17 protein-coding genes are annotated in these 18,491 nt (G+C 71.8%); 12 read left to right on the forward strand and 5 right to left on the reverse strand.

Features of this window, described 5'->3' with window-relative positions; genetic code table 11:
* Window positions 1-94 precede the first annotated feature (94 nt).
* Together JYK18_RS27775 and JYK18_RS27780 are read left to right on the forward strand one after the other, a co-directional pair.
* Window positions 95-1,795 carry a CTP synthase gene (locus JYK18_RS27775; protein ID WP_206806405.1) on the forward strand — a complete coding sequence of 567 codons (1,701 nt, stop codon included), beginning with the start codon at window positions 95-97 and terminating at the stop codon, window positions 1,793-1,795.
* Window positions 1,792-2,412, forward strand: a complete 621-nt coding sequence (locus JYK18_RS27780; protein ID WP_206806406.1) for an NUDIX hydrolase — start codon at window positions 1,792-1,794, stop codon at window positions 2,410-2,412. The genes JYK18_RS27775 and JYK18_RS27780 overlap by 4 nt, the downstream gene beginning before the upstream one ends.
* A 45-nt stretch (window positions 2,413-2,457) precedes the next feature.
* Here JYK18_RS27780 and JYK18_RS27785 read toward each other — a convergent pair whose 3' ends face one another.
* Window positions 2,458-2,961 carry a DUF1707 domain-containing protein gene (locus JYK18_RS27785; protein ID WP_206806407.1) on the reverse strand — a complete coding sequence of 168 codons (504 nt, stop codon included), beginning with the start codon at window positions 2,959-2,961 and terminating at the stop codon, window positions 2,458-2,460.
* Between the two features lie 104 nt (window positions 2,962-3,065).
* Here JYK18_RS27785 and xerD point away from each other — a divergent pair, with 104 nt between their 5' ends.
* The 6 genes from xerD (at window position 3,066) to JYK18_RS27815 (ending at window position 7,735) form a co-directional block, all read left to right on the forward strand.
* Window positions 3,066-3,968 carry a site-specific tyrosine recombinase XerD gene (xerD, locus tag JYK18_RS27790; RefSeq protein ID WP_206808160.1) on the forward strand — a complete coding sequence of 301 codons (903 nt, stop codon included), beginning with the start codon at window positions 3,066-3,068 and terminating at the stop codon, window positions 3,966-3,968.
* 145 nt (window positions 3,969-4,113) lie between these two features.
* Window positions 4,114-5,103, forward strand: coding sequence for a ParA family protein (locus JYK18_RS27795; protein WP_206806408.1), 990 nt, complete (start codon window positions 4,114-4,116; stop codon window positions 5,101-5,103).
* Window positions 5,100-5,516, forward strand: a complete 417-nt coding sequence (locus JYK18_RS27800; RefSeq protein ID WP_206806409.1) for a cobyrinic acid a,c-diamide synthase — start codon at window positions 5,100-5,102, stop codon at window positions 5,514-5,516. The genes JYK18_RS27795 and JYK18_RS27800 overlap by 4 nt, the downstream gene beginning before the upstream one ends.
* Window positions 5,516-6,379: a ScpA family protein gene (locus JYK18_RS27805; RefSeq protein ID WP_206806410.1), complete on the forward strand. Its 864-nt coding sequence runs from the start codon at window positions 5,516-5,518 to the stop codon at window positions 6,377-6,379. The genes JYK18_RS27800 and JYK18_RS27805 overlap by 1 nt, the downstream gene beginning before the upstream one ends.
* 11 nt (window positions 6,380-6,390) lie before the next feature.
* The gene (gene scpB, locus JYK18_RS27810; RefSeq protein WP_206808161.1) at window positions 6,391-7,008 is read left to right on the forward strand and encodes an SMC-Scp complex subunit ScpB; all 618 of its coding nucleotides are present in this window, start codon (window positions 6,391-6,393) and stop codon (window positions 7,006-7,008) included.
* A complete protein-coding gene (locus JYK18_RS27815; protein ID WP_206806411.1) occupies window positions 6,995-7,735 on the forward strand; it encodes a pseudouridine synthase in 741 nt (246 codons plus the stop codon). Before scpB ends, JYK18_RS27815 begins: the two co-directional genes overlap by 14 nt.
* 85 nt (window positions 7,736-7,820) lie before the next feature.
* Here JYK18_RS27815 and JYK18_RS27820 read toward each other — a convergent pair whose 3' ends face one another.
* From JYK18_RS27820 to JYK18_RS27830, 3 genes are all read right to left on the reverse strand, one after another.
* A complete protein-coding gene (locus JYK18_RS27820; RefSeq protein ID WP_206806412.1) occupies window positions 7,821-9,011 on the reverse strand; it encodes a cation:proton antiporter in 1,191 nt (396 codons plus the stop codon).
* A 46-nt stretch (window positions 9,012-9,057) separates the two neighbouring features.
* Complete coding sequence (locus tag JYK18_RS27825; RefSeq protein WP_194239804.1) at window positions 9,058-9,540, reverse strand: cation:proton antiporter regulatory subunit; 483 nt, start codon at window positions 9,538-9,540, stop codon at window positions 9,058-9,060.
* A gap of 81 nt (window positions 9,541-9,621) precedes the next feature.
* The gene (locus tag JYK18_RS27830; RefSeq protein ID WP_206806413.1) at window positions 9,622-10,215 is read right to left on the reverse strand and encodes an AAA family ATPase; all 594 of its coding nucleotides are present in this window, start codon (window positions 10,213-10,215) and stop codon (window positions 9,622-9,624) included.
* Window positions 10,216-10,315: 100 nt separating this feature from the next.
* On the opposite strand from JYK18_RS27830, the gene JYK18_RS27835 reads away from it, so the two are divergent.
* The 4 genes from JYK18_RS27835 (at window position 10,316) to JYK18_RS27850 (ending at window position 17,863) form a co-directional block, all read left to right on the forward strand.
* Window positions 10,316-11,002 (forward strand): 1-acyl-sn-glycerol-3-phosphate acyltransferase, encoded by a 687-nt coding sequence (locus tag JYK18_RS27835; protein ID WP_206806414.1) that lies wholly within the window; start codon window positions 10,316-10,318, stop codon window positions 11,000-11,002.
* A complete protein-coding gene (der, locus tag JYK18_RS27840) occupies window positions 10,999-12,438 on the forward strand; it encodes a ribosome biogenesis GTPase Der (RefSeq protein ID WP_206806415.1) in 1,440 nt (479 codons plus the stop codon). Before JYK18_RS27835 ends, der begins: the two co-directional genes overlap by 4 nt.
* A gap of 197 nt (window positions 12,439-12,635) precedes the next feature.
* Entirely contained in the window at window positions 12,636-16,529 is a 3,894-nt protein-coding gene (locus tag JYK18_RS27845) for a Pls/PosA family non-ribosomal peptide synthetase (protein ID WP_374195070.1), read from the forward strand.
* Window positions 16,526-17,863: a M1 family metallopeptidase gene (locus JYK18_RS27850; RefSeq protein ID WP_206806417.1), complete on the forward strand. Its 1,338-nt coding sequence runs from the start codon at window positions 16,526-16,528 to the stop codon at window positions 17,861-17,863. Before JYK18_RS27845 ends, JYK18_RS27850 begins: the two co-directional genes overlap by 4 nt.
* On the opposite strand, the gene JYK18_RS27855 is transcribed toward JYK18_RS27850, so the two are convergent.
* On the reverse strand, window positions 17,832-18,491 hold the full coding sequence (locus JYK18_RS27855) for a TetR/AcrR family transcriptional regulator (protein ID WP_206806418.1): 660 nt from the start codon (window positions 18,489-18,491) through the stop codon (window positions 17,832-17,834). The two genes, JYK18_RS27850 and JYK18_RS27855, sit on opposite strands and share 32 nt — an antisense overlap.

Genomic DNA, 18,491 nt, shown 5'->3' on the forward strand with positions numbered 1-18,491 from the left:
GGACGACACTCCTGCGCCGGGACGCGAAGCGCCGGTGGCCGAGTGTGCGTTCTGACCGGCAGACGGTGAGGACTAGTTGAACACGGGAGTCTCCTTGGTGCTTCAAGCACGTACGACCAAGCACGTATTCGTGACCGGGGGCGTCGCCTCCTCACTGGGCAAGGGACTCACCGCCTCGAGCCTCGGCCAGTTGCTGACCTCGCGGGGTCTGCGGGTGACCATGCAGAAGCTGGACCCGTACCTCAACGTCGACCCCGGCACGATGAACCCCTTCCAGCACGGCGAGGTCTTCGTCACCGAGGACGGCGCGGAGACCGACCTGGACATCGGTCACTACGAGCGCTTCCTCGACCGCGACCTCAACGGCTCGGCGAACGTCACCACCGGCCAGGTGTACTCGCAGGTGATCGCCAAGGAGCGGCGCGGCGAGTACCTCGGCGACACGGTCCAGGTGATCCCGCACATCACCGACGAGATCAAGTCGCGCATCCTGGCGATGGCCGAGCCGGACGCCGAGGACCGCCGTCCCGACGTGGTGATCACCGAGGTGGGCGGCACGGTCGGCGACATCGAGTCGCTGCCGTTCCTGGAGGCCTGCCGCCAGGTGCGCCACGACGTCGGCCGCGACAACTGCTTCTTCCTGCACGTCTCGCTGGTGCCGTACCTGGCGCCGTCGGGCGAGCTGAAGACCAAGCCGACGCAGCACTCGGTGGCCGCGCTGCGCAACATCGGCATCCAGCCCGACGCGCTGGTCTGCCGGGCCGACCGGGACCTGCCGGACGACCTCAAGCGCAAGATCGGCCTGATGTGCGATGTGGACACCGAGGCCGTGGTCGCCTGCCCGGACGCGCCGTCGATCTACGACATCCCGAAGGTGCTGCACCGCGAGGCGCTCGACGCGTACGTGGTGCGGCGGCTGGGCCTGCCCTTCCGCGACGTGGACTGGACGGTGTGGGGCGATCTGCTCGACCGCGTGCACAACCCGGCCGAGACGGTGCGCGTCGCCGTGGTGGGCAAGTACATCGACCTGCCCGACGCGTACCTGTCGGTGACCGAGGCGTTGCGGGCGGGCGGGTTCGCCAACCGCGCCAAGGTGGAGATCGTCTGGGTCGCCTCCGACGAGCTCACCACGCCGTCCGGCGCGGCCGCGCTGCTGTCCGATGTGGACGGTGTGCTGGTGCCGGGCGGGTTCGGCGTGCGCGGGATCGAGGGCAAGGTCGGCGCGATCACCCACGCGCGCACCCGCGGCCTGCCGGTGCTCGGGCTGTGCCTGGGCCTGCAGTGCATGGTGATCGACGCGGCGCGCAACCTGGCCGGGATCGCCGGCGCGAACTCCGCCGAGTTCGAGGAGACCGAGCACCCGGTGATCTCCACCATGGCCGACCAGCGCGACGTGGTGGCCGGTGAGCGCGACATGGGCGGCACGATGCGCCTCGGCGCGTACCCGGCGAAGCTGAAGCCGGGTTCGCAGGTGGCCAAGGCGTACGGGCAGACCGAGGTCTCCGAGCGGCACCGGCACCGCTACGAGGTGAACAACAGCTACCGCAAGCAGCTCTCGGACGCGGGCCTGGTCTTCTCCGGCACCTCGCCGGACGACCGGCTGGTGGAGTTCGTCGAGCTGCCCGCCGACGTGCACCCGTTCTTCGTCGGCACGCAGGCGCACCCGGAGCTGAAGAGCCGGCCGACCCGGCCGCACCCGCTGTTCGACTCGTTCATCCGCGCGGTGGTCGCCTACCGCACCGCGGACCGCCTGCCGGTGGCCCTGCCGGAGTCGACCGTCGGCGCTTCCTCGTGACCGCACCGGGTAGCCACGAGTTCACCGTGGTGTCCACTGAGGACGTCCACATCGGACGCGTGGTCGGGCTGCGGGTGGACGAGGTGGCCATGCCGGGCGGGGGCACCGCCCGGCGGGAGGTGGTCGAGCACCTCGGCGCGGTGGCCGTGGCCGCGCTCGACGCCGAGGGCGCGCTGACCATGATCCACCAGTACCGGCACCCGCTGGGGCGCCGGATCTGGGAGCTGCCGGCCGGGCTGACCGACCACCCCGGCGAGGAGCCGGTGGTGGCGGCGGCGCGTGAGCTGGTCGAGGAGGCCGGGCTGAAGGCCGAGCGGTGGGAGACGCTGGTCGACGTGGCCGCGTCGCCGGGGTTCACCGACGAGGTGGTCCGGGTGTTCCTGGCCCGCGATCTGTCCGAAGTGGACCGTGAGGTGCTCGGCGAGGAGGAGGCGGATCTGGTGATCCGCAAGGTGCCGCTGGCCGAGGCGGTGCGGATGGCGTTGCACGGCGAACTGGTCAACGGGGCGACCGTGGCCGGGGTGCTGGCGGCGCACGCGGTGCTCTCGGGGGCGGCCCAGACCCGTCCGGCGGACGCGCCGTGGCGGGATCGGCCGCACCGCTTCGCCGCCCGGTAGCCGCCGATCTCGCCCCCGGGTGACGGTGGCCACCTCGCCCGGGGGTCAGTCGAGCAGGCGGCGGCCCTGGGCGTCGTAGCCGCCGTTGGCCAGGATGACGATGCCGTCGATGATCGGCCAGAGCACGCCGGCGCCGCACGTGACCAGCACCACGAGCAACTGGGCCAGGCCGATCCCGACGTGCCCGGAGTAGAACCGGCCGATGCCGAAGGGCAGCAGGATCTGCAGCAGCCCGGTGGTCAGCTTCGACTTGTCCGACAGGCCGCGTGCCGCCGGGGTGTAGCCGTAGACCGGCTGCGGGTACTGCCCGTAGGCCGGTACCGGCGGCGGCCCCGGCGGGCGCAGCACCGGCGGGTGCGGCTCGGGCAGGTCGGCGAACAACGGGACCAGCTCCGCCTTCGTCTGTGCGCCGAGCGCGGCGGTCACCCGCTGTTCGTACTCGTCGGTCTCGAGGCGGCCCGCGGCGAAGTGGTCGCCGAGCGCGTTGACGCACTGCTCCCGCTCGAAGGTGCCGATGCGCACGGCATCCGGATCTGGCGATGTGCTCACCTCACCGACGGTAATGGAAGCCGCAGTGGTATGTGGGCCGAATCCACGGTGTCGAGTCGCGTTCGTTGCTCTAGAGTGGCGCGGTGCCCAGGCCGGTAGCCGGTGTGATCAAGGCGTACCTCAACCACCTCACGGTGGAGCGGGGCACCGCCAAGAACACCCTGGACAGCTACGCCCGCGACCTGCGCCGCTACGCCGCGCACCTGGAAGCGGCCGGGGTCACCGACTTCACCCTGGTCAGCCCCGAGCACATCGCCGCGTTCGGGGTCGCGTTGCGCGAGGGGGACGGCGAGCACCAGCCGCTGGCGGCCTCCTCCTCGGCCCGGGCGCTGGTCGCCGTGCGCGGGCTGCACCGCTTCGCCCACGCCGACGGCATCACCGAGCAGGACCCCGCGCGCGAGGTGCGCCCGCCGGCCGCGGCCAAGCGCCTGCCCAAGGCGCTCCCGGTGGACCAGGTGCTCAAGCTGCTCGACACGCCCCCCGCCGACGGCGACCGGCCGCTGCGCGATCGCGCGCTGCTCGAACTGCTCTACTCCACCGGCGCCCGGATCTCCGAGGCGGTCGGCCTCGACCTCGACGACATCGACCAGGACGAGCGCACCGTCCGCCTCGACGGCAAGGGCGGCAAGCAGCGCCTGGTGCCCATCGGCCGCCCGGCGGTCGAGGCGCTCAACGCCTACCTCGTGCGCGCCCGGCCGTCACTCGCCGCGCGGGGGCGGGGGAGCGCGGCGGTGTTCCTCAACGCGCGCGGCGGGCGGCTGACCCGGCAGAGCGCGTGGCAGGTGCTCAAGACCAGCGCCGAACGCGCCGGCATCCAGGCCGTGGTCTCGCCGCACACGCTGCGTCACTCCTTCGCCACGCATCTACTCGAAGGTGGGGCGGATGTGCGCGTCGTCCAAGAACTCCTCGGGCACGCCTCGGTGACCACCACGCAGGTGTACACGCTGGTCACGGTCAACACGCTGCGGGAGATCTATGCCACCGCGCACCCCCGCGCACTGGGATGAAAATGCCCGGCTACGCCGAATGGCCCTGGCACCCGGTCGGCTGACGGCGGTCAACTAGTGCGGACACGCCCGGCGAGCCGCTTTTGCACCCCCGTGCTACACGCATAGGCTCCCGGCAGACCGCTGAGCAAGGAGCTTTCGAGGTATGTCGACATCGGAGCCGCCGGAGCGAGCGTCGGAGTCCGCAGGTTCTGCCGCCGCGAGCCTCAGCAAGATGACCATCGCGATCGAAGGAGACACGCTCTCCGACGACGAACTGGACTCGGAGGCTCTCGTTCCACCGCTCAACGGCAAGAAGGCACGCGACCGGCTCGGCCCCACCGGGAGGCCCTACCGCGAGATCGCCGAGCCGCCCCTGCTCGACAAGCACGGCCCGGCCACCATCCTGGCCATGTGCAACCAGAAGGGCGGGGTCGGCAAGACCACCTCGACCATCAACCTCGGTGCCGCGCTGGCCGAATACGGCCGCCGCGTGCTGCTGGTCGACTTCGACCCGCAGGGCGCGCTCTCGGTCGGCCTCGGCATCCAGCCGCACGAACTCGAGTACACCGTCTACAACGTGATCATGGAAAGGTCGGTGAACATCCTGGACGTGGTCCGCTCGACCGGGGTGGAGAACGTCGACCTGCTGCCGAGCAACATCGACCTGTCCGCGGCGGAGGTGCAGCTGGTCGCCGAGGTCGGCCGCGAGCACACGCTGCTGAGGGTGCTGAGACCGGTCATGGACACCTACGACTATGTTCTGGTCGACTGCCAGCCCTCGCTCGGCCTGCTCACGGTGAACGCGCTGACCGCCGCGGACGGCGTGGTGATCCCGCTGGAGTGCGAGTTCTTCAGTCTGCGGGGCGTGGCGCTCCTGATCGACACCATCGAGAAGGTGCGTGAACGCCTCAACCCCAAGCTGGACATCACCGGGATTCTCGCGACCATGTTCGACCCGAGAACCCTGCATTCGAAGGAGGTCATGGCGCGCGTGGTGGAGGCATTCGGCGAGACCGTGTTCGACACGGTCATCAACCGCACCGTGCGGTTCCCGGAGACCACCGTGGCCGGGGAACCGATCACCAAGTGGGCACCCAAGTCGGCCGGTGCGATGGCCTATCGCGCACTGGCCCGCGAGGTGATCGCCCGGTGAGCAGGAGAGCTCCCCTGCCCGGCGCGTCCGAACTGTTCCGCCTGACCAGCAGCAGCAACGCACTCGAACTGACCGTTCCGAACGAGCCCCGCGAGGCCGAGCCGGAGCCCGCGCCCGAGCCGCCGCGGCGGCTGGTGCGCGGGGCCAAGGCCGCCCGGTCCAGCACCCCGCGGCAGAAGCACGACGCGAAGATCACCGTGTACGTCTCCGGCGACGAGCTGCTCGCCATGGAGCACGCCCGCCTCACCCTGCGCGGCGGGCACGGCCTGGTGGTCGACCGCGGCAGGCTGGTCCGCGAGGCGGTCGCCGTGCTGCTGGCCGACTTCGACGAGTTCGGCGAGGACTCGGTGCTGGTGCACCGGCTCCGCGCCGCGGGCTCGGACGACGCCGCCGAGAGCGGGGCCGGCGGCTGATGACCGAAACCGAGCCGGCCGGGGCCCCCGAACCCCAGCCGGAATCGGTGGACGAGGGCGCGGCCGGGCGGTTCAAGGTCCGGCTGGCGAACTTCGAGGGCCCGTTCGACCTGCTGCTGCAGCTGATCTCCCAGCACCAGCTGGACGTCACCGAGGTGGCGCTGCACCAGGTCACCGACGACTTCATCGCCTACACCAGGGCGCTGGGCGCGGAATGGGACCTCGACGAGACCACCGAGTTCCTGGTGATCGCGGCGACCCTGCTCGACCTGAAGGCGGCGCGGCTGCTGCCCGCCGCCGAGGTCGAGGACGAGGACGACCTGGCCCTGCTGGAGGCCCGCGACCTGCTCTTCGCCCGCGTCCTGCAGTACCGGGCCTACAAGCAGGTCGCCGCGTTGTTCGCCGAGCTGGAGGCCGGGGCGCTGCGCCGGTACCCGCGCTCGGTGGCACTGGAGGAGCGCTACCTCGGGCTGCTGCCGGAGGTGATGCTGGGCGTGGACCCGGCGAAGTTCGCCGAGATCGCGCTCGCGGTGTTCCGGCCGAAGCCGCCGCCCACGGTGTCGCTGGACCACCTGCACATGGGCAAGGTGTCGGTGCGCGAGCACGCCGCGCTGCTGCGGTTGCGGCTGGCCGAGGCGGGCACGGCCACCTTCACCACGCTGGTCGCCGACTGCGAGCACACCATCGAGGTGGTGGCGCGGTTCCTGGCGCTGCTGGAGCTCTACCGCGAGTCGAGCGTGCAGTTCGAGCAGCTCGAGGCGCTGGACGAGCTGCACGTGCGCTGGACCGGCGGGTCGGTGGAGCAGGCGAGCGCGGCGGCCGAGCAGGACCGCGCGCGGAGTGAGGACGAGGAGTACGGGTGAACCCCGAAGAGATGCTGGACGTGGACGCGCCGGACCCGGAGGAGGAACTGGTCGCGGTCCGCGGCGGGTCGGGTTCGCCCGACCTCACCGACGACGCGGTGCTGGAGGCGGCGCTCGAATCGCTGCTGCTGGTGGTCGACTCACCGGTGAACGAGGAGTCGCTGGCCGGGGCGCTGGAGCAGCCGGTCGAGCGGGTCACCTCGAAGTTGCAGTCGATGTCGACCGCGCTGACCGAGCGGGCCAGCGGCATCGACCTGCGCCGCGTCGGCGAGGGCTGGCGGTACTTCACCCGCGACACCTACGCGCCGTTCGTGGAGAAACTGCTGCTGGACGGGCAGCGCGCCAAGCTGACCCGTGCCGCTTTGGAGACGCTCGCCGTCATCGCCTATCGTCAGCCGGTCACCCGGGCCAGGGTCGCCGCCGTTCGCGGGGTGAACGTGGACGGGGTGATCCGGACGCTGCTCGCGCGCGGCCTGGTCGAGGAGACCGGCACCGACGCGGAGACGGGTGGCAACCTGTACGTGACGACGGAGCTGTTCCTGGAGCGGCTGGGGCTCTCGTCGTTGACCGATCTCCCGCCCATCGCTCCGTTGCTGCCTGAAGTGGATTCGATCGATGACATCGGCTAACGACGAAGGTGTTCGCCTGCAGAAGGTGCTGGCGAAGGCCGGCGTCGCCTCGCGGCGGGCCGCCGAGGACCTGATCGCCCAGGGGCGGGTCAGCGTGGACGGCGAGATCGTCCGCGAGTTCGGGCGCCGGGTCGACCCGGACCGCGTGGTGATCCGCGTCGACGGCACCCGCGTGGTGCTCGACGAGACGCTGGTGTACCTGGCGCTGAACAAGCCGCGCGGCATGCACACCACGATGACCGACGACCAGGGGCGGCCCTGCGTCGGCGACCTGGTGCGCGACCGGGCCGAGCGGCTGTTCCACGTGGGCAGGCTCGACGCGGACACCGAGGGCCTGCTGCTGCTGACCAACGACGGCGACCTCGCGCACCGGCTGATGCACCCGTCGTTCGAGGTGCTGAAGACCTACCTGGCCGAGGTCGAGGGCACGGTGCCGCGCGGGCTGGGCAAGCAGCTGCGGGCCGGGATCGAACTCGAGGACGGCCCGGCGCGCGCCGACGAGTTCCGGGTCAAGGACATGCAGGCCGGGCGGACGCTGGTGGAGATCGTGCTGCACGAGGGGCGCAAGCACATCGTGCGCCGGATGCTGGCCGAGGTCGGCCACCCGGTGCGGAAGCTGGTGCGCACCTCGGTCGGCGAGATCCACCTCGGGAACCTGCGCTCCGGGCACCTGCGCGCGCTGACCCGCAAGGAAGTCGGCTCGCTGCACAGCTCGGTGGGCATGTAGCGGAGGCAGGGCCAGGCGCAGTGAAGGTGGCTTTCACAGCGGAATGTGCTGTGAAAGCCACATTCACTGCGGTGGAGCGGCTCCGTCAGCTCGCGGAGACGGCGGCTTGGGTCCGGGTCTTCCTGGTGAGGGCCTTGGCGATCGGTTCGACCACGCGGGCGGCGGTCGGGCCCAGGATCGCCATCAGCAGCACGTAGGCGGTCGCGAGCGCGGCCAGTTCCCCGGTGACCGCGCCCGCTGAGACGGCGAGGCCGGCGATCACGATGGAGAACTCCCCGCGCGCCACCAGTGCCGCACCGGCACGGGCGCGGCCCATCCGGCCGACGCCCTGGCGTCTGGCCGCCCACCAGCCGGTGGCCACCTTGGTCAGCGTGGTCACCACCGCCAGCGCCACCGCCCAGCCCAGCACCGGCGGGATCGAGGCCGGGTTCGTGTTCAGCCCGAACACCACGAAGAACACCGCGGCGAACAGGTCCCGCAGCGGCTCCAGCATGTGCGTGGCGTTCTCCGCGGTGGACCCCGAGATGGCGATGCCCAGCAGGAACGCGCCGACCGCGGCGGAGACCTGCATGGCCGAGGCGATGCCGGCCACCAGCAGCGCCGCGCCGAGCACCTTGAGCAGGAAGACCTCGCGGTCGGGGCTGTCCACCACGGCCGAGACGTACCGGCCGAACTTCAGCGCGATCAGCAGCACCACGGTGATCACCAGCAGCGAGATGCCGACCGCCTTGGCGCCGCCGAGCAGGCTGACCCCGCCCAGCACCGCGGTCAGGATCGGCAGGTACAGCGCCATCACCAGGTCCTCGAAGACCAGGATGGACAGCACCACCGGGGTTTCGCGGTTACCGAGGCGCCCGAGGTCGCCGAGCACCTTCGCGATGATGCCGGAGGAGGAGATGTAGGTGACCCCGGCCATCACCAGCGCGCCGACCGGGCCCCAGCCCAGCAGCAGCGCCACCGCGGCGCCGGGCGCGGCGTTGAGCACGATGTCCAGCAGACCGGCCATCCACGAGCGCTTGAGCCCGGTGAACAGTTCGGCGGCGGAGTACTCGAGTCCCAGCAGCAGCAGGAGCAGGACCACGCCGATCTCGCTGGCGAGGTGGGTGAAGTCGCCGATGTCGCCGAGCGGGATGAGCCCGCCCTGGCCGAAGCAGAGGCCGCCGATCAGGTACAGCGGAATGGGCGACATGCCGATCTTGCCGGCCAGCCTGCCGAGCGCGCCGAGGACGAAGAACACGCCGCCGAGCTCGATCAGGGCCAGTGCGGTGTGGTCCACGTTCTCCAGCCTCTGTAATTCAGGTACAACGTCAGGTGATCGACCCTCAGCCGTTCTTGAGGATCTTGTAGGCCGCCTGCAGCCCTTCGGAGGTGCCGACGGTGACCATCAGGTCGCCGCCGGTCAGGGTGAAGTCCGGGGTGGGGGAGGGGTGCACCTGGCCCGCGCGCATCACCGCGACCACCGACACCCCGGTGCGCGAGCGCAGCGCGGTGTCGCCGAGGGTGCGGCCGTCGAACGGCGAGCCGGTGGCGACCGGCAGCTGCTTGGTGTTGATGCCGGGCAGGTCGGCGTGCTCTTCCTTGAGCTGCGCGACCAGCTGCGGCGCCCCGAGCAGGTTGGACAGCGCGGCGGCCTCGTCGATGGTCAGCGGCAGCGCGGCGAGACAGGCGTCGGGATCGTCGGACTTGGACACGATGAGCTCGATCTGCCCGTCCCGGTGGTTCACCACACCCACCCGTCGCCCGCTGCGGAGTGCGAAGTCCTTGCGCACGCCGATTCCGGGCAGGGGAGTCACTTCCACGTTCACCTGTCCACGGTAACCCATCTACCGGGTGACGGGGGTTATCAGGTCAACAAGTCCACTGTGGACCGAAGGGGCGGGGTGCGCTCAGCCGACCGCGCGGACGCCGCGGCGCTCGCGGATCTCGGCGATGGTGCGCTCGACGTGGCGGCGGAGATCGGCCATCGAACCGTCGTTGACCAGGTGGTGGTCGGCCAGCGCGATGGCGGTCGCCTTGTCCAGGGTCCGGATCTCGCGCAGGTCGCGCGAGTGGATTTCAGCCGGGGTGAGCGGGCGCACCGGGCGGTGGGCGAGGCGCTCCTCCCGCACCGCGCGGGGCGCGTGCACGGCGATCAGGCTCAGCTGGTCCGGGTAGCGCTCGTGCAGCAGCTCGTACTCGGCGTAGCTGTACAGGCCGTCGATGATGACCTCGTCGTGCGCGCGGAAGTGCTCGTCGACGTCGCGGCTGGCGAGGTGGGCGATGGCGGACATGCCGTGCTCGGCGCGGAGTTCCTCGCGCACCACGCGCTCGGTCTCCTCGGTCACCTTCAGCCCGCGCCTGCTGACCTCGGCCACCACCACACCGCCGAAGTAGACCACCGGGACGCCGAGCAGCTCGTGCAGGAGTTGCACCACACTGGACTTACCGGTTCCGGCGAGGCCGACGACGGCGAAGATGCCATGTCCAGCATCGTGATTCACAGGCGTTCCTGACCTCGGTCGTCGTGCACGTCGGGGATTCACTTAGTGTACAAGCGACTGGACACGCCTCGAACCAGAGGTCACGAGCACGGATGGGGCGATGGTGCATCAGCGGGACGAGGCCCTGCCCGAAGGCGCGGTGCCCTGGCTGCACGACGCCGGCAAGCTGATCGGCCGCTACGGCTTCCGCCCCGGGTTCCGGGTGCGGGTGCACGGCGCCGAGCGGGTGCCGAGGACCGGCCCGCTGCTGGTGATCGCCAACCACAGCTCGATGCTGGAACCGCAGCTGATCTACGGAATGCTGCCGCGCCGCTGCGCGTTCCTGGTCAAGCAGGAGCTGTTCACCGGGGCCGCCGGCTGGGGACTGCGCCGGCTCGGCCAGATCCCGGTCCGGCGGGGCGCGCCGGACCGGGCGCCGCTGCTGACCGCGGTCTCGGTGCTGCGCGGCGGCGGTGCGGTCGGGGTGTTCCCCGAGGGCACCCGCGGCGCCGGCGACGTGGACAATGCGGAGCGGGGTGCCGCCTGGCTGGTCCGCGCGTCCGGGGCGACCGTGATCGGCGTGGCGACCAGGGGGACCCGCAAGCCGGAGCACGGCGGGCGCCGGTTCCGGCCCCGGGTGGACATCCTGGTGGGCGAACCGTTCACGGTGACCGTGGACAAGGGCCGCGCCGGCCTGGAAACGGCGACGGAACAGCTTCGCGGCGAGCTCGCCGCGGTGGTACGAGCGCTCGACGAGTGGCGCGAAGCGCACGGATTCGGTGCGCAGGGACGGAAAGAGCAGGCATGACCGAGGTAGACGGCACGTGGTCCGACGAGTCGGAGTTCGCGGTGCTGGACGGCGACATCACCGATGGCGCCGAGGGTGACGAGGAGACGGGCCAGGCGCAGCCCGTGCTCGCCGTGGTCGGCAGGCCGAACGTGGGCAAGTCCACCCTGGTCAACCGCATCCTCGGCCGCCGGGAAGCGGTGGTGCAGGACACGCCGGGCGTGACCAGGGACCGGATCGCCTACGACGCGCTGTGGGCCGGTCGCCGGTTCACCGTGGTGGACACCGGCGGCTGGGAGCCCAAGGCCAGCGGGCTGCAGGCCTCGGTGGCCGCGCAGGCCGAGATCGCGATGAACACCGCCGACGCGGTGCTGGTCGTGGTGGACGCCTCGGTCGGGGCGACCGCCACCGACGAGGCCGTGGCCAAGGTGCTGCGGCGCTCGAAGCGGCCGGTGCTGCTGGCCGCGAACAAGGTCGACGACGAGCGCCTGCTGGCCGAGACCGCGTCGCTGTGGTCGCTCGGCCTCGGTGAGCCGCTCCCGGTCAGCGCGCTGCACGGGCGCAGCTCCGGCGACCTGCTCGACGCCATCGTCGAGGCGCTGCCCGAGGCCCCGCGCGACGCCGACCGCCCGGCCGGGCCGCGCCGCGTGGCGCTGGTCGGCAAGCCGAACGTGGGCAAGTCGAGCCTGCTGAACAAGCTCACCGGCGAGGAGCGCTCGGTGGTCGACTCGGTGGCAGGCACCACCGTCGACCCGGTCGACTCGCTGGTCGAGCTGGACGGCGAGCCGTGGCGCTTCGTCGACACCGCGGGCCTGCGCAAGCGGGTGCAGACCGCCAGCGGCACCGAGTACTACGCCTCGCTGCGCACCAAGACCGCGATCGACGCGGCCGAGGTGGTGATCGTGCTGCTGGACGCCAGCGAGCCGATCAGCGAGCAGGACCTGCGGGTGCTGACCATGGTGGTCGAGGCGGGGCGCGCCCTGGTGCTGGCGCTGAACAAGTGGGACCTGGTCGATGAGGACCGCAGGCACCAGCTCGAGCGCGAGCTGGAGCGCGGCCTGGTCCGGGTGCCGTGGGCGGAACGGGTGAACATCTCCGCGCTGACCGGCCGGTCGGTCCGGAAAATGGCCCCGGCCCTGCGGACCGCGCTCGCGTCGTGGGACCAGCGCGTGTCCACCGGTCAGCTCAACGGCTGGCTGTCCGACCTCATCGCGGCCACCCCGCCGCCGGTGCGCGGCGGCAAGCAGCCGAAGGTGCTCTTCGCCACCCAGGCCGGCATTCGGCCGCCCACGCTGGTGCTGTTCACCACCGGATTCCTGGAGGCCGGATATCGCCGTTTCATCGAGCGGAAATTCCGGGAGCGCTTCGGTTTCACCGGCAGTCCGGTGCGCATCAACGTGCGAGTTCGGGAGAAAAAACCCAAGACGGGTGGCAAGAAGCCGGTGAACCGTTCCTGAACTACCTGGCCGGGTGATCTCCGACATAAATCCGAGACCCTGCGGATACCGGGCGTTCACCTGACGTATTCTGGTCGGCCTGGACAACGGGCGCCTCATTCGGGAGAGCAGGCCCGAACGACGCTCGTCGGAAAGGTGAGTGAAGGTCTTCAGTGACCCTGACCGCTGATCATCGACCTTTTGCCTGCGTTGCCGAGGTGACCGTCGCGCCCTCGGCCGCGCCCGTTCTCGATCGCGCGCTGTACTGGTCCGGCCTGGCCGCCAGCGAGCGCACCCTGCTCGACGTGTTCGCCTCGACGGTGGCGCGGCACGGTGGCGCGCCCGCGCTCGACGACGGCCGCACCGTGCTGACCTACCGCAGGCTCGCGGAGGAGGTCGACGACCTCCGCGCCAAGCTGGCGGCGCTCGGCATCGGCGCGGGCGACCGCGTCGGCGTGCGGATCTCCTCGGGCACGGCGGAGCTGTACATCGCCATCCTCGCCGTACTGTCGGCCGGGGCGGCCTACGTGCCGGTCGACGCCGACGACCCGGACGAGCGCGCCGAGCTGGTGTTCGGCGAGGCCGGGGTGTGCGTGGTGCTCGGCGACGGCGGCTCGATCACCGAACTGGCCGCGCCGGCCGGCCGGGCGGGCTCGCCCGCGCCGGGTGACGACGCCTGGATCATCTTCACCTCCGGTTCCACCGGCAAGCCCAAGGGTGTGGCGGTGAGCCACTCGTCCGCCGCCGCCTTCGTCGACGCCGAGGCCCGCCTGTTCCTCACCGACGAGCCGCTCGGTCCCGGCGACCGCGTGCTCGCCGGGCTGTCGGTCGCCTTCGACGCCTCGTGCGAGGAAATGTGGCTGGCCTGGCGCCACGGCGCCTGCCTGGTCCCGGCCCCGCGCTCGCTGGTGCGCACCGGCGTCGACCTCGGCCCGTGGCTGGTCGCGCAGCGCATCACCGTGGTGTCCACCGTGCCGACGCTGGCCGCGCTGTGGCCCGCCGACGCGCTGGAGGACGTCCGCCTGCTCATCTTCGGCGGCGAGGCCTGCCCGCCGGAACTGGCCGAACGGGTCGCCGTCGAGGGCCGCGAGGTGTGGAACACCTACGGCCCGACCGAGGCCACCGTGGTCGCCTGCGCCGCGCAGCTGACCGGCGAGGGCCCGGTCCGGATCGGCCTGCCGCTGGCCGGCTGGCAGCTCGCCGTGGTCGACGAGCGCGGTGAGCTGGTCGGCATGGGCCAGACCGGCGAACTGGTGATCGGCGGCGCGGGCCTGGCCCGCTACCTCGACGAGGCCAAGGACGCGGAGAAGTTCGCCCCGCTGCCCGCGCTCGGCTGGCGCCGTGCCTACCGCAGCGGTGACGTGGTCCGCGCCGAGCCGGAGGGCCTGCTCTTCCTCGGCCGCGCCGACGAGCAGATCAAGCTCGGCGGCCGCCGCATCGAACTGGGCGAGGTCGACGCCGCGCTGCAGGCGCTGCCGGAGATCGCCGGTGCCGCCGCGGCCATCCGCAAGACCAAGGCGGGCAACCAGATCCTGGTCGGCTACGTGGTGCCGCGCGACGGCGCCGAGTTCGACATCGACGCCGCCACCGCGCAGTTGCGCGAAAGCCTGCCCGCCGCACTGGTCCCGCTGCTGGCGCCGGTCACCGACCTGCCGACGCGGACCTCGGGCAAGGTCGACCGCGACGCGCTGCCCTGGCCGCTGCCCTCCGTGCCGGAACAGTCCACTTCGGACAACCAGGGTGGGCTGACCGCCACCGAGGCCTGGCTGGCCGAGGGCTGGGCGGAGATCCTCGGGGTCACCGTGCGCAGCGGCAAGGCCGACTTCTTCAGCAACGGCGGCGGCAGCCTGACCGCCGCGCAGTTGATCGCGCGCATCCGCACCCGGCACCCGTCGGTGTCGGTGGCCGACATCTACCAGCACCCGAAACTGGGTTCGCTGGCCGCGATGCTCGACGAGTTGAGCACCGCCGAGACCAAGCGGCGCGAGATCGCGCCGACCCCGCGGCGCGCCGGGATCGCCCAGAGCCTGCTGATGCTGCCGCTGATGGCGCTGCCCGGCCTGCGCTGGACCACCGTCGCCGCGGCGCTGTCCACCGTGCTCGCCGAGTTCGGCGGCCTGTCCTGGGCGCCCGCGGTGTCCTGGTGGCTGCTCGGCGCGGCCTGGCTGCTGCTGTTCACCCCGGCCGGGCGCATCGCGATCTCGGCCGGTGGCGCGCGCATGCTGCTGCGCGGGGTCCGGCCCGGCAGCCACCCGCGTGGCGGCAGTGTCCACTTGCGACTGTGGACGGCGGAGAAGCTCGCGGAGTACAGCGGGGCCGCCGAAGTCGCCGGTGCGTCCTGGATGACGCACTACGCGCGGGCGCTGGGCGCCAAGGTGGGCAAGGACGCCGACCTGCACTCGCCGCCGCCGGTGACCGGCCTGCTCAAGCTCGGCCGCGGTGCCGCCGTGGAGCCGGAGACCGACCTCTCCGGCTACTGGGTCGACGGCGACGTGGTGCACATCGGCAAGATCCGGATCGGCGCGGACGCGCGGATCGGCGCCCGCAGCACGTTGTTCCCCGGGGTGCGGATCGGCAAGGGCGCGGAGATCGCGGCCGGTTCGACCGTGCGCGGCGCGGTCCCGGCCGGGCAGCGCTGGGCCGGTTCCCCGGCCGAGCGCAGCGGCAAGGACGCGCTCAAGTGGCCGTCGAGCCGACCGCCGCGCCGCCGCCGCTGGTCGGCGATCTACGGGCTGACCTCGTTGCTGCTGGGCCTGCTGCCCGCGGTGGCCGCGGTGCCGGCGCTGGTGCTGCTGGCCAACGGCGTCGCCGGGACGGCGAGCCTCGGCGCGGCGCTGGGCGGCGCGCTGGGGATGGTGCCGCTCGCGACCGTGGCCTACTTCGCCGCGTACGCGCTGCTGGTGCTCGCCGGGGTGCGCGCGCTGAGCGTCGGCATGGTCGAGGGCTACCACCCGGTGCACGGCCGCGCGGCCTGGCAGGTGTGGACCACCGAGCGGCTGATGGGCATGGCGCGGACCGGGCTGTTCCCGTTGTACGCCAGCCTGTTCACCCCGGTCTGGCTGCGCCTGCTCGGGGCGAAGGTCGGCCGCGGCGCCGAGGTGTCCACGGTGCTCGCGCTGCCGAAGATGACCCAGGTCGACGACGGCGCCTTCCTCGCCGACGACACCATGGTCGCCACCTACGAACTCGGCCACGGCTGGCTGCACGTCGCACCCGCCCGCATCGGCAAGCAGGCCTTCCTCGGCAACTCCGGCATCACCGCGCCGGGGCGGTCGGTGCCCAAGCGCGGGCTGGTCGGTGTGCTGTCGTCCACCCCGCTCAAGGCGAAGAAGGGCTCGTCCTACCTGGGCATGCCGCCGATGCCGCTGCGGCGTTCGGTGGAGACCGGGGACGCGAGCCGCACCTACGCCCCGCCGGCGCGGCTGAAGCTGGCGCGCGGGCTGATCGAGCTGTGCCGGATCGTGCCGGTGATGTGCGGCGCGGCGCTGTCGGTGCTGGTGCTGGCCGCGCTGACCGCGCTGGTCACCACCGTCGGCCTCGGCTGGACGCTGCTGCTGGCCGGGCCGGTGCTGTTCGCCGCCGGGGTCACCGCCGCCGCCACCGCCACGGTGATGAAGTGGACGCTGGTCGGGAAGTTCCGCGCGGTCGAGCACCCGCTGTGGAGCTCGTTCGTCTGGCGCAACGAACTCGCCGACACCTTCGTCGAGGTGCTCGCCGTGCCGTGGTTCGTCGGCGGGGTCAGCGGTACGCCGCTGCTGCCGATGTGGCTGCGCACGATGGGCGCGAAGATCGGCCGCGGGGTCTGGCTGGAGACCTACTGGCTGCCCGAGTCGGACCTGGTCACGCTCGGCGACGGCGCCACGGTGAACCGGGGGTGCGTGATCCAGACGCACCTGTTCCATGATCGAATCATGAGCATGGACGGGGTGAGCCTGCACGAGGGAGCCACGCTCGGGCCGCACGGTATCGTGCTGCCGGGCGCCGGGATCGGCGCCCGCACCACGGTCGGACCGGGTTCGCTGGTCACCCGCGGGGACGAGGTACCTGCTGATTCTCGCTGGCTGGGCAACCCGATCGCGGCCTGGCCGGTCAAGGGAGCGCGCCGGGGGTGAGTGCGGCGAAGTCGACGCAGCCCGCGCCCGGCGCGGACACCTCACCGGATTCGTACCTCCCCGCACACGGCAACGGCGGTTACCGGGTCACCCGCTACACCCTGGACCTGGACTACAAGGTCGGCCCGAACCGGCTCGCCGGGCACGCGGTGATCGAGGGCGTGGCCACCCAGCCGCTGTCGCGGTTCAGCCTGGACCTGACCGGGTTCCGGATCGGCCGGGTGCAGGTCAACGGGCAGGCCGCGAAGTACACCCAGCGCGCGGGCAAGCTGCACGTCAAACCGCAGCGCTCGCTGCCGTCGGGCTCGGCGTTCATGGCCGAGATCCGCTACACCGGCAACCCGCGGCCGATCACCTCACCGGACTGGGGTGACATCGGCTGGGACGAGCTGACCGACGGCGCGCTGGTGGCCAGCCAGCCGGTCGGCGCGCCGTCCTGGTTCCCGTGCAACGACCACCCCTCGGACAAGGCGGCCTACCGGATCTCGGTGACCACCTCCTCGGCCTACACCGTGCTGGTCACCGGGAACCTGCTCGCCAAGCGGCAGGGCGCGAGCACCACCACCTGGGTGTTCGAGCGGCCGGAGCCGACCGCCAGCTACCTGATGGGCGTCCACATAGGACGGTACGAGCAGCTGGTGCTGGCCGCCGAGCCGGTGCCGCAGCTGGCCGCGGTGCCCGCCCGGCTGCGCAGGCTGTTCGACCGCGACTTCCGCCGCCAGCCGGACATGATGGACGCGCTGGAGGGCTTCTTCGGGCCGTACCCGTTCAGCGAGTACGTGGTCGTGGTGACCGACGACGAGCTCGACGAGCCGATCGAGGCGCAGGGGCTGTCGGTGTTCGGCGCGAACCTGCTCGACGGCCGCGGCACGCACGAACGGCTGATCGTGCACGAACTGGCGCACCAGTGGTTCGGCAACAGCCTGACCGTGGCGGAGTGGAAGCACATCTGGCTCAACGAGGGCTTCGCCACCTACGCGGAATGGCTGTGGTCGGCCGAATCCGGCGGGCTCGGCGAGGACGCGCACGCCCGCCGGTGGCACGCGGTGCTGGCCGCGCGCCCGGCGGACCTGCGCATCGGCGATCCCGGCGTGGCCAACCTGTTCGACGAGCGCGTGTACAAGCGCGGCGCGCTCACCCTGCACGCGCTGCGCAAACTCCTCGGTGACACGGTGTTCTTCGCGCTGCTGAAGGACTGGGCGAGCCGCTACCGGCACGCGACGGTGACCACCGCGGACTTCACCGCGCTGGCCGAGGAGCACGCCGGCCGCCCGCTCGCGGAGTTCTTCCACGACTGGCTGTTCAGCCCGGAGCTGCCCGCCCTCCCGGGGTGATGATCACCGCCTTGGCCATCCGGACGATCTCGGCGATCACGTCGTCGAGCGGGGTCCGGTAGCCGTCGGTGGACCAGTGGAAGACCAGTTCGTTCACCGCGCCGATCAACGCCACCGCGCCGAGGCCGAACTCGCGTTCCTCGGCCTCGCCGCGGGCCACCGCGCGCTTGGCCTCGGCCACCAGCATCTGCACCCAGCGGGTGCGCCAGGCCAGCCGGTGCGCCTCCACCGCCGGGCTCACCCCGATGATCTCCACATAGGACAGTTTGGCCCGGCGGGGATCGGCGGCGGTGGTGGTGATGTAGGCCCGCACCGCGTGCTCGATGCGGTCGGTGACGTGCTGGTCGTCGACCTCGGCGAAGGCGGTGGCGACCGCCGCCACCGCCGATTCGATCACCTGGTTGTGAATGGCCATCAGCAGTGCTTCACGGCTGCTGAACTCCTCGTAGAAGTTGCGCGTGGACACCGATGCCGCCGCGCACAGCTTCTCGATCGAGCTGGCCGGGTAGCCCTCGGTGCCGAACAGTTCCAGGCCGGCTTCGAGCAGGCGGCCGCGTCGTTCGGCTCGGCGATCGGCCGCCGAGCGGCCGCCGTAGACGCGCCGGGGGGACGGTTCTTTCGCAGGCAC

The sequence above is a fragment of the Amycolatopsis sp. 195334CR genome (assembly GCF_017309385.1).
GTDB lineage: Bacteria > Actinomycetota > Actinomycetes > Mycobacteriales > Pseudonocardiaceae > Amycolatopsis.

Bases quoted from the DNA above. Each gene is read 5' to 3' on its own strand.
- JYK18_RS27795 (WP_206806408.1), top strand. From the start codon at position 4,114: ATGTCGACATCGGAGCCGCCGGAGCGAGCGTCGGAGTCCGCAGGTTCT.
- JYK18_RS27805 (WP_206806410.1), top strand. From the start codon at position 5,516: ATGACCGAAACCGAGCCGGCCGGGGCCCCCGAACCCCAGCCGGAATCG.
- der (WP_206806415.1), top strand. From the start codon at position 10,999: ATGACCGAGGTAGACGGCACGTGGTCCGACGAGTCGGAGTTCGCGGTG.
- JYK18_RS27815 (WP_206806411.1), top strand. From the start codon at position 6,995: ATGACATCGGCTAACGACGAAGGTGTTCGCCTGCAGAAGGTGCTGGCG.
- scpB (WP_206808161.1), top strand. From the start codon at position 6,391: ATGCTGGACGTGGACGCGCCGGACCCGGAGGAGGAACTGGTCGCGGTC.
- JYK18_RS27835 (WP_206806414.1), top strand. From the start codon at position 10,316: ATGGTGCATCAGCGGGACGAGGCCCTGCCCGAAGGCGCGGTGCCCTGG.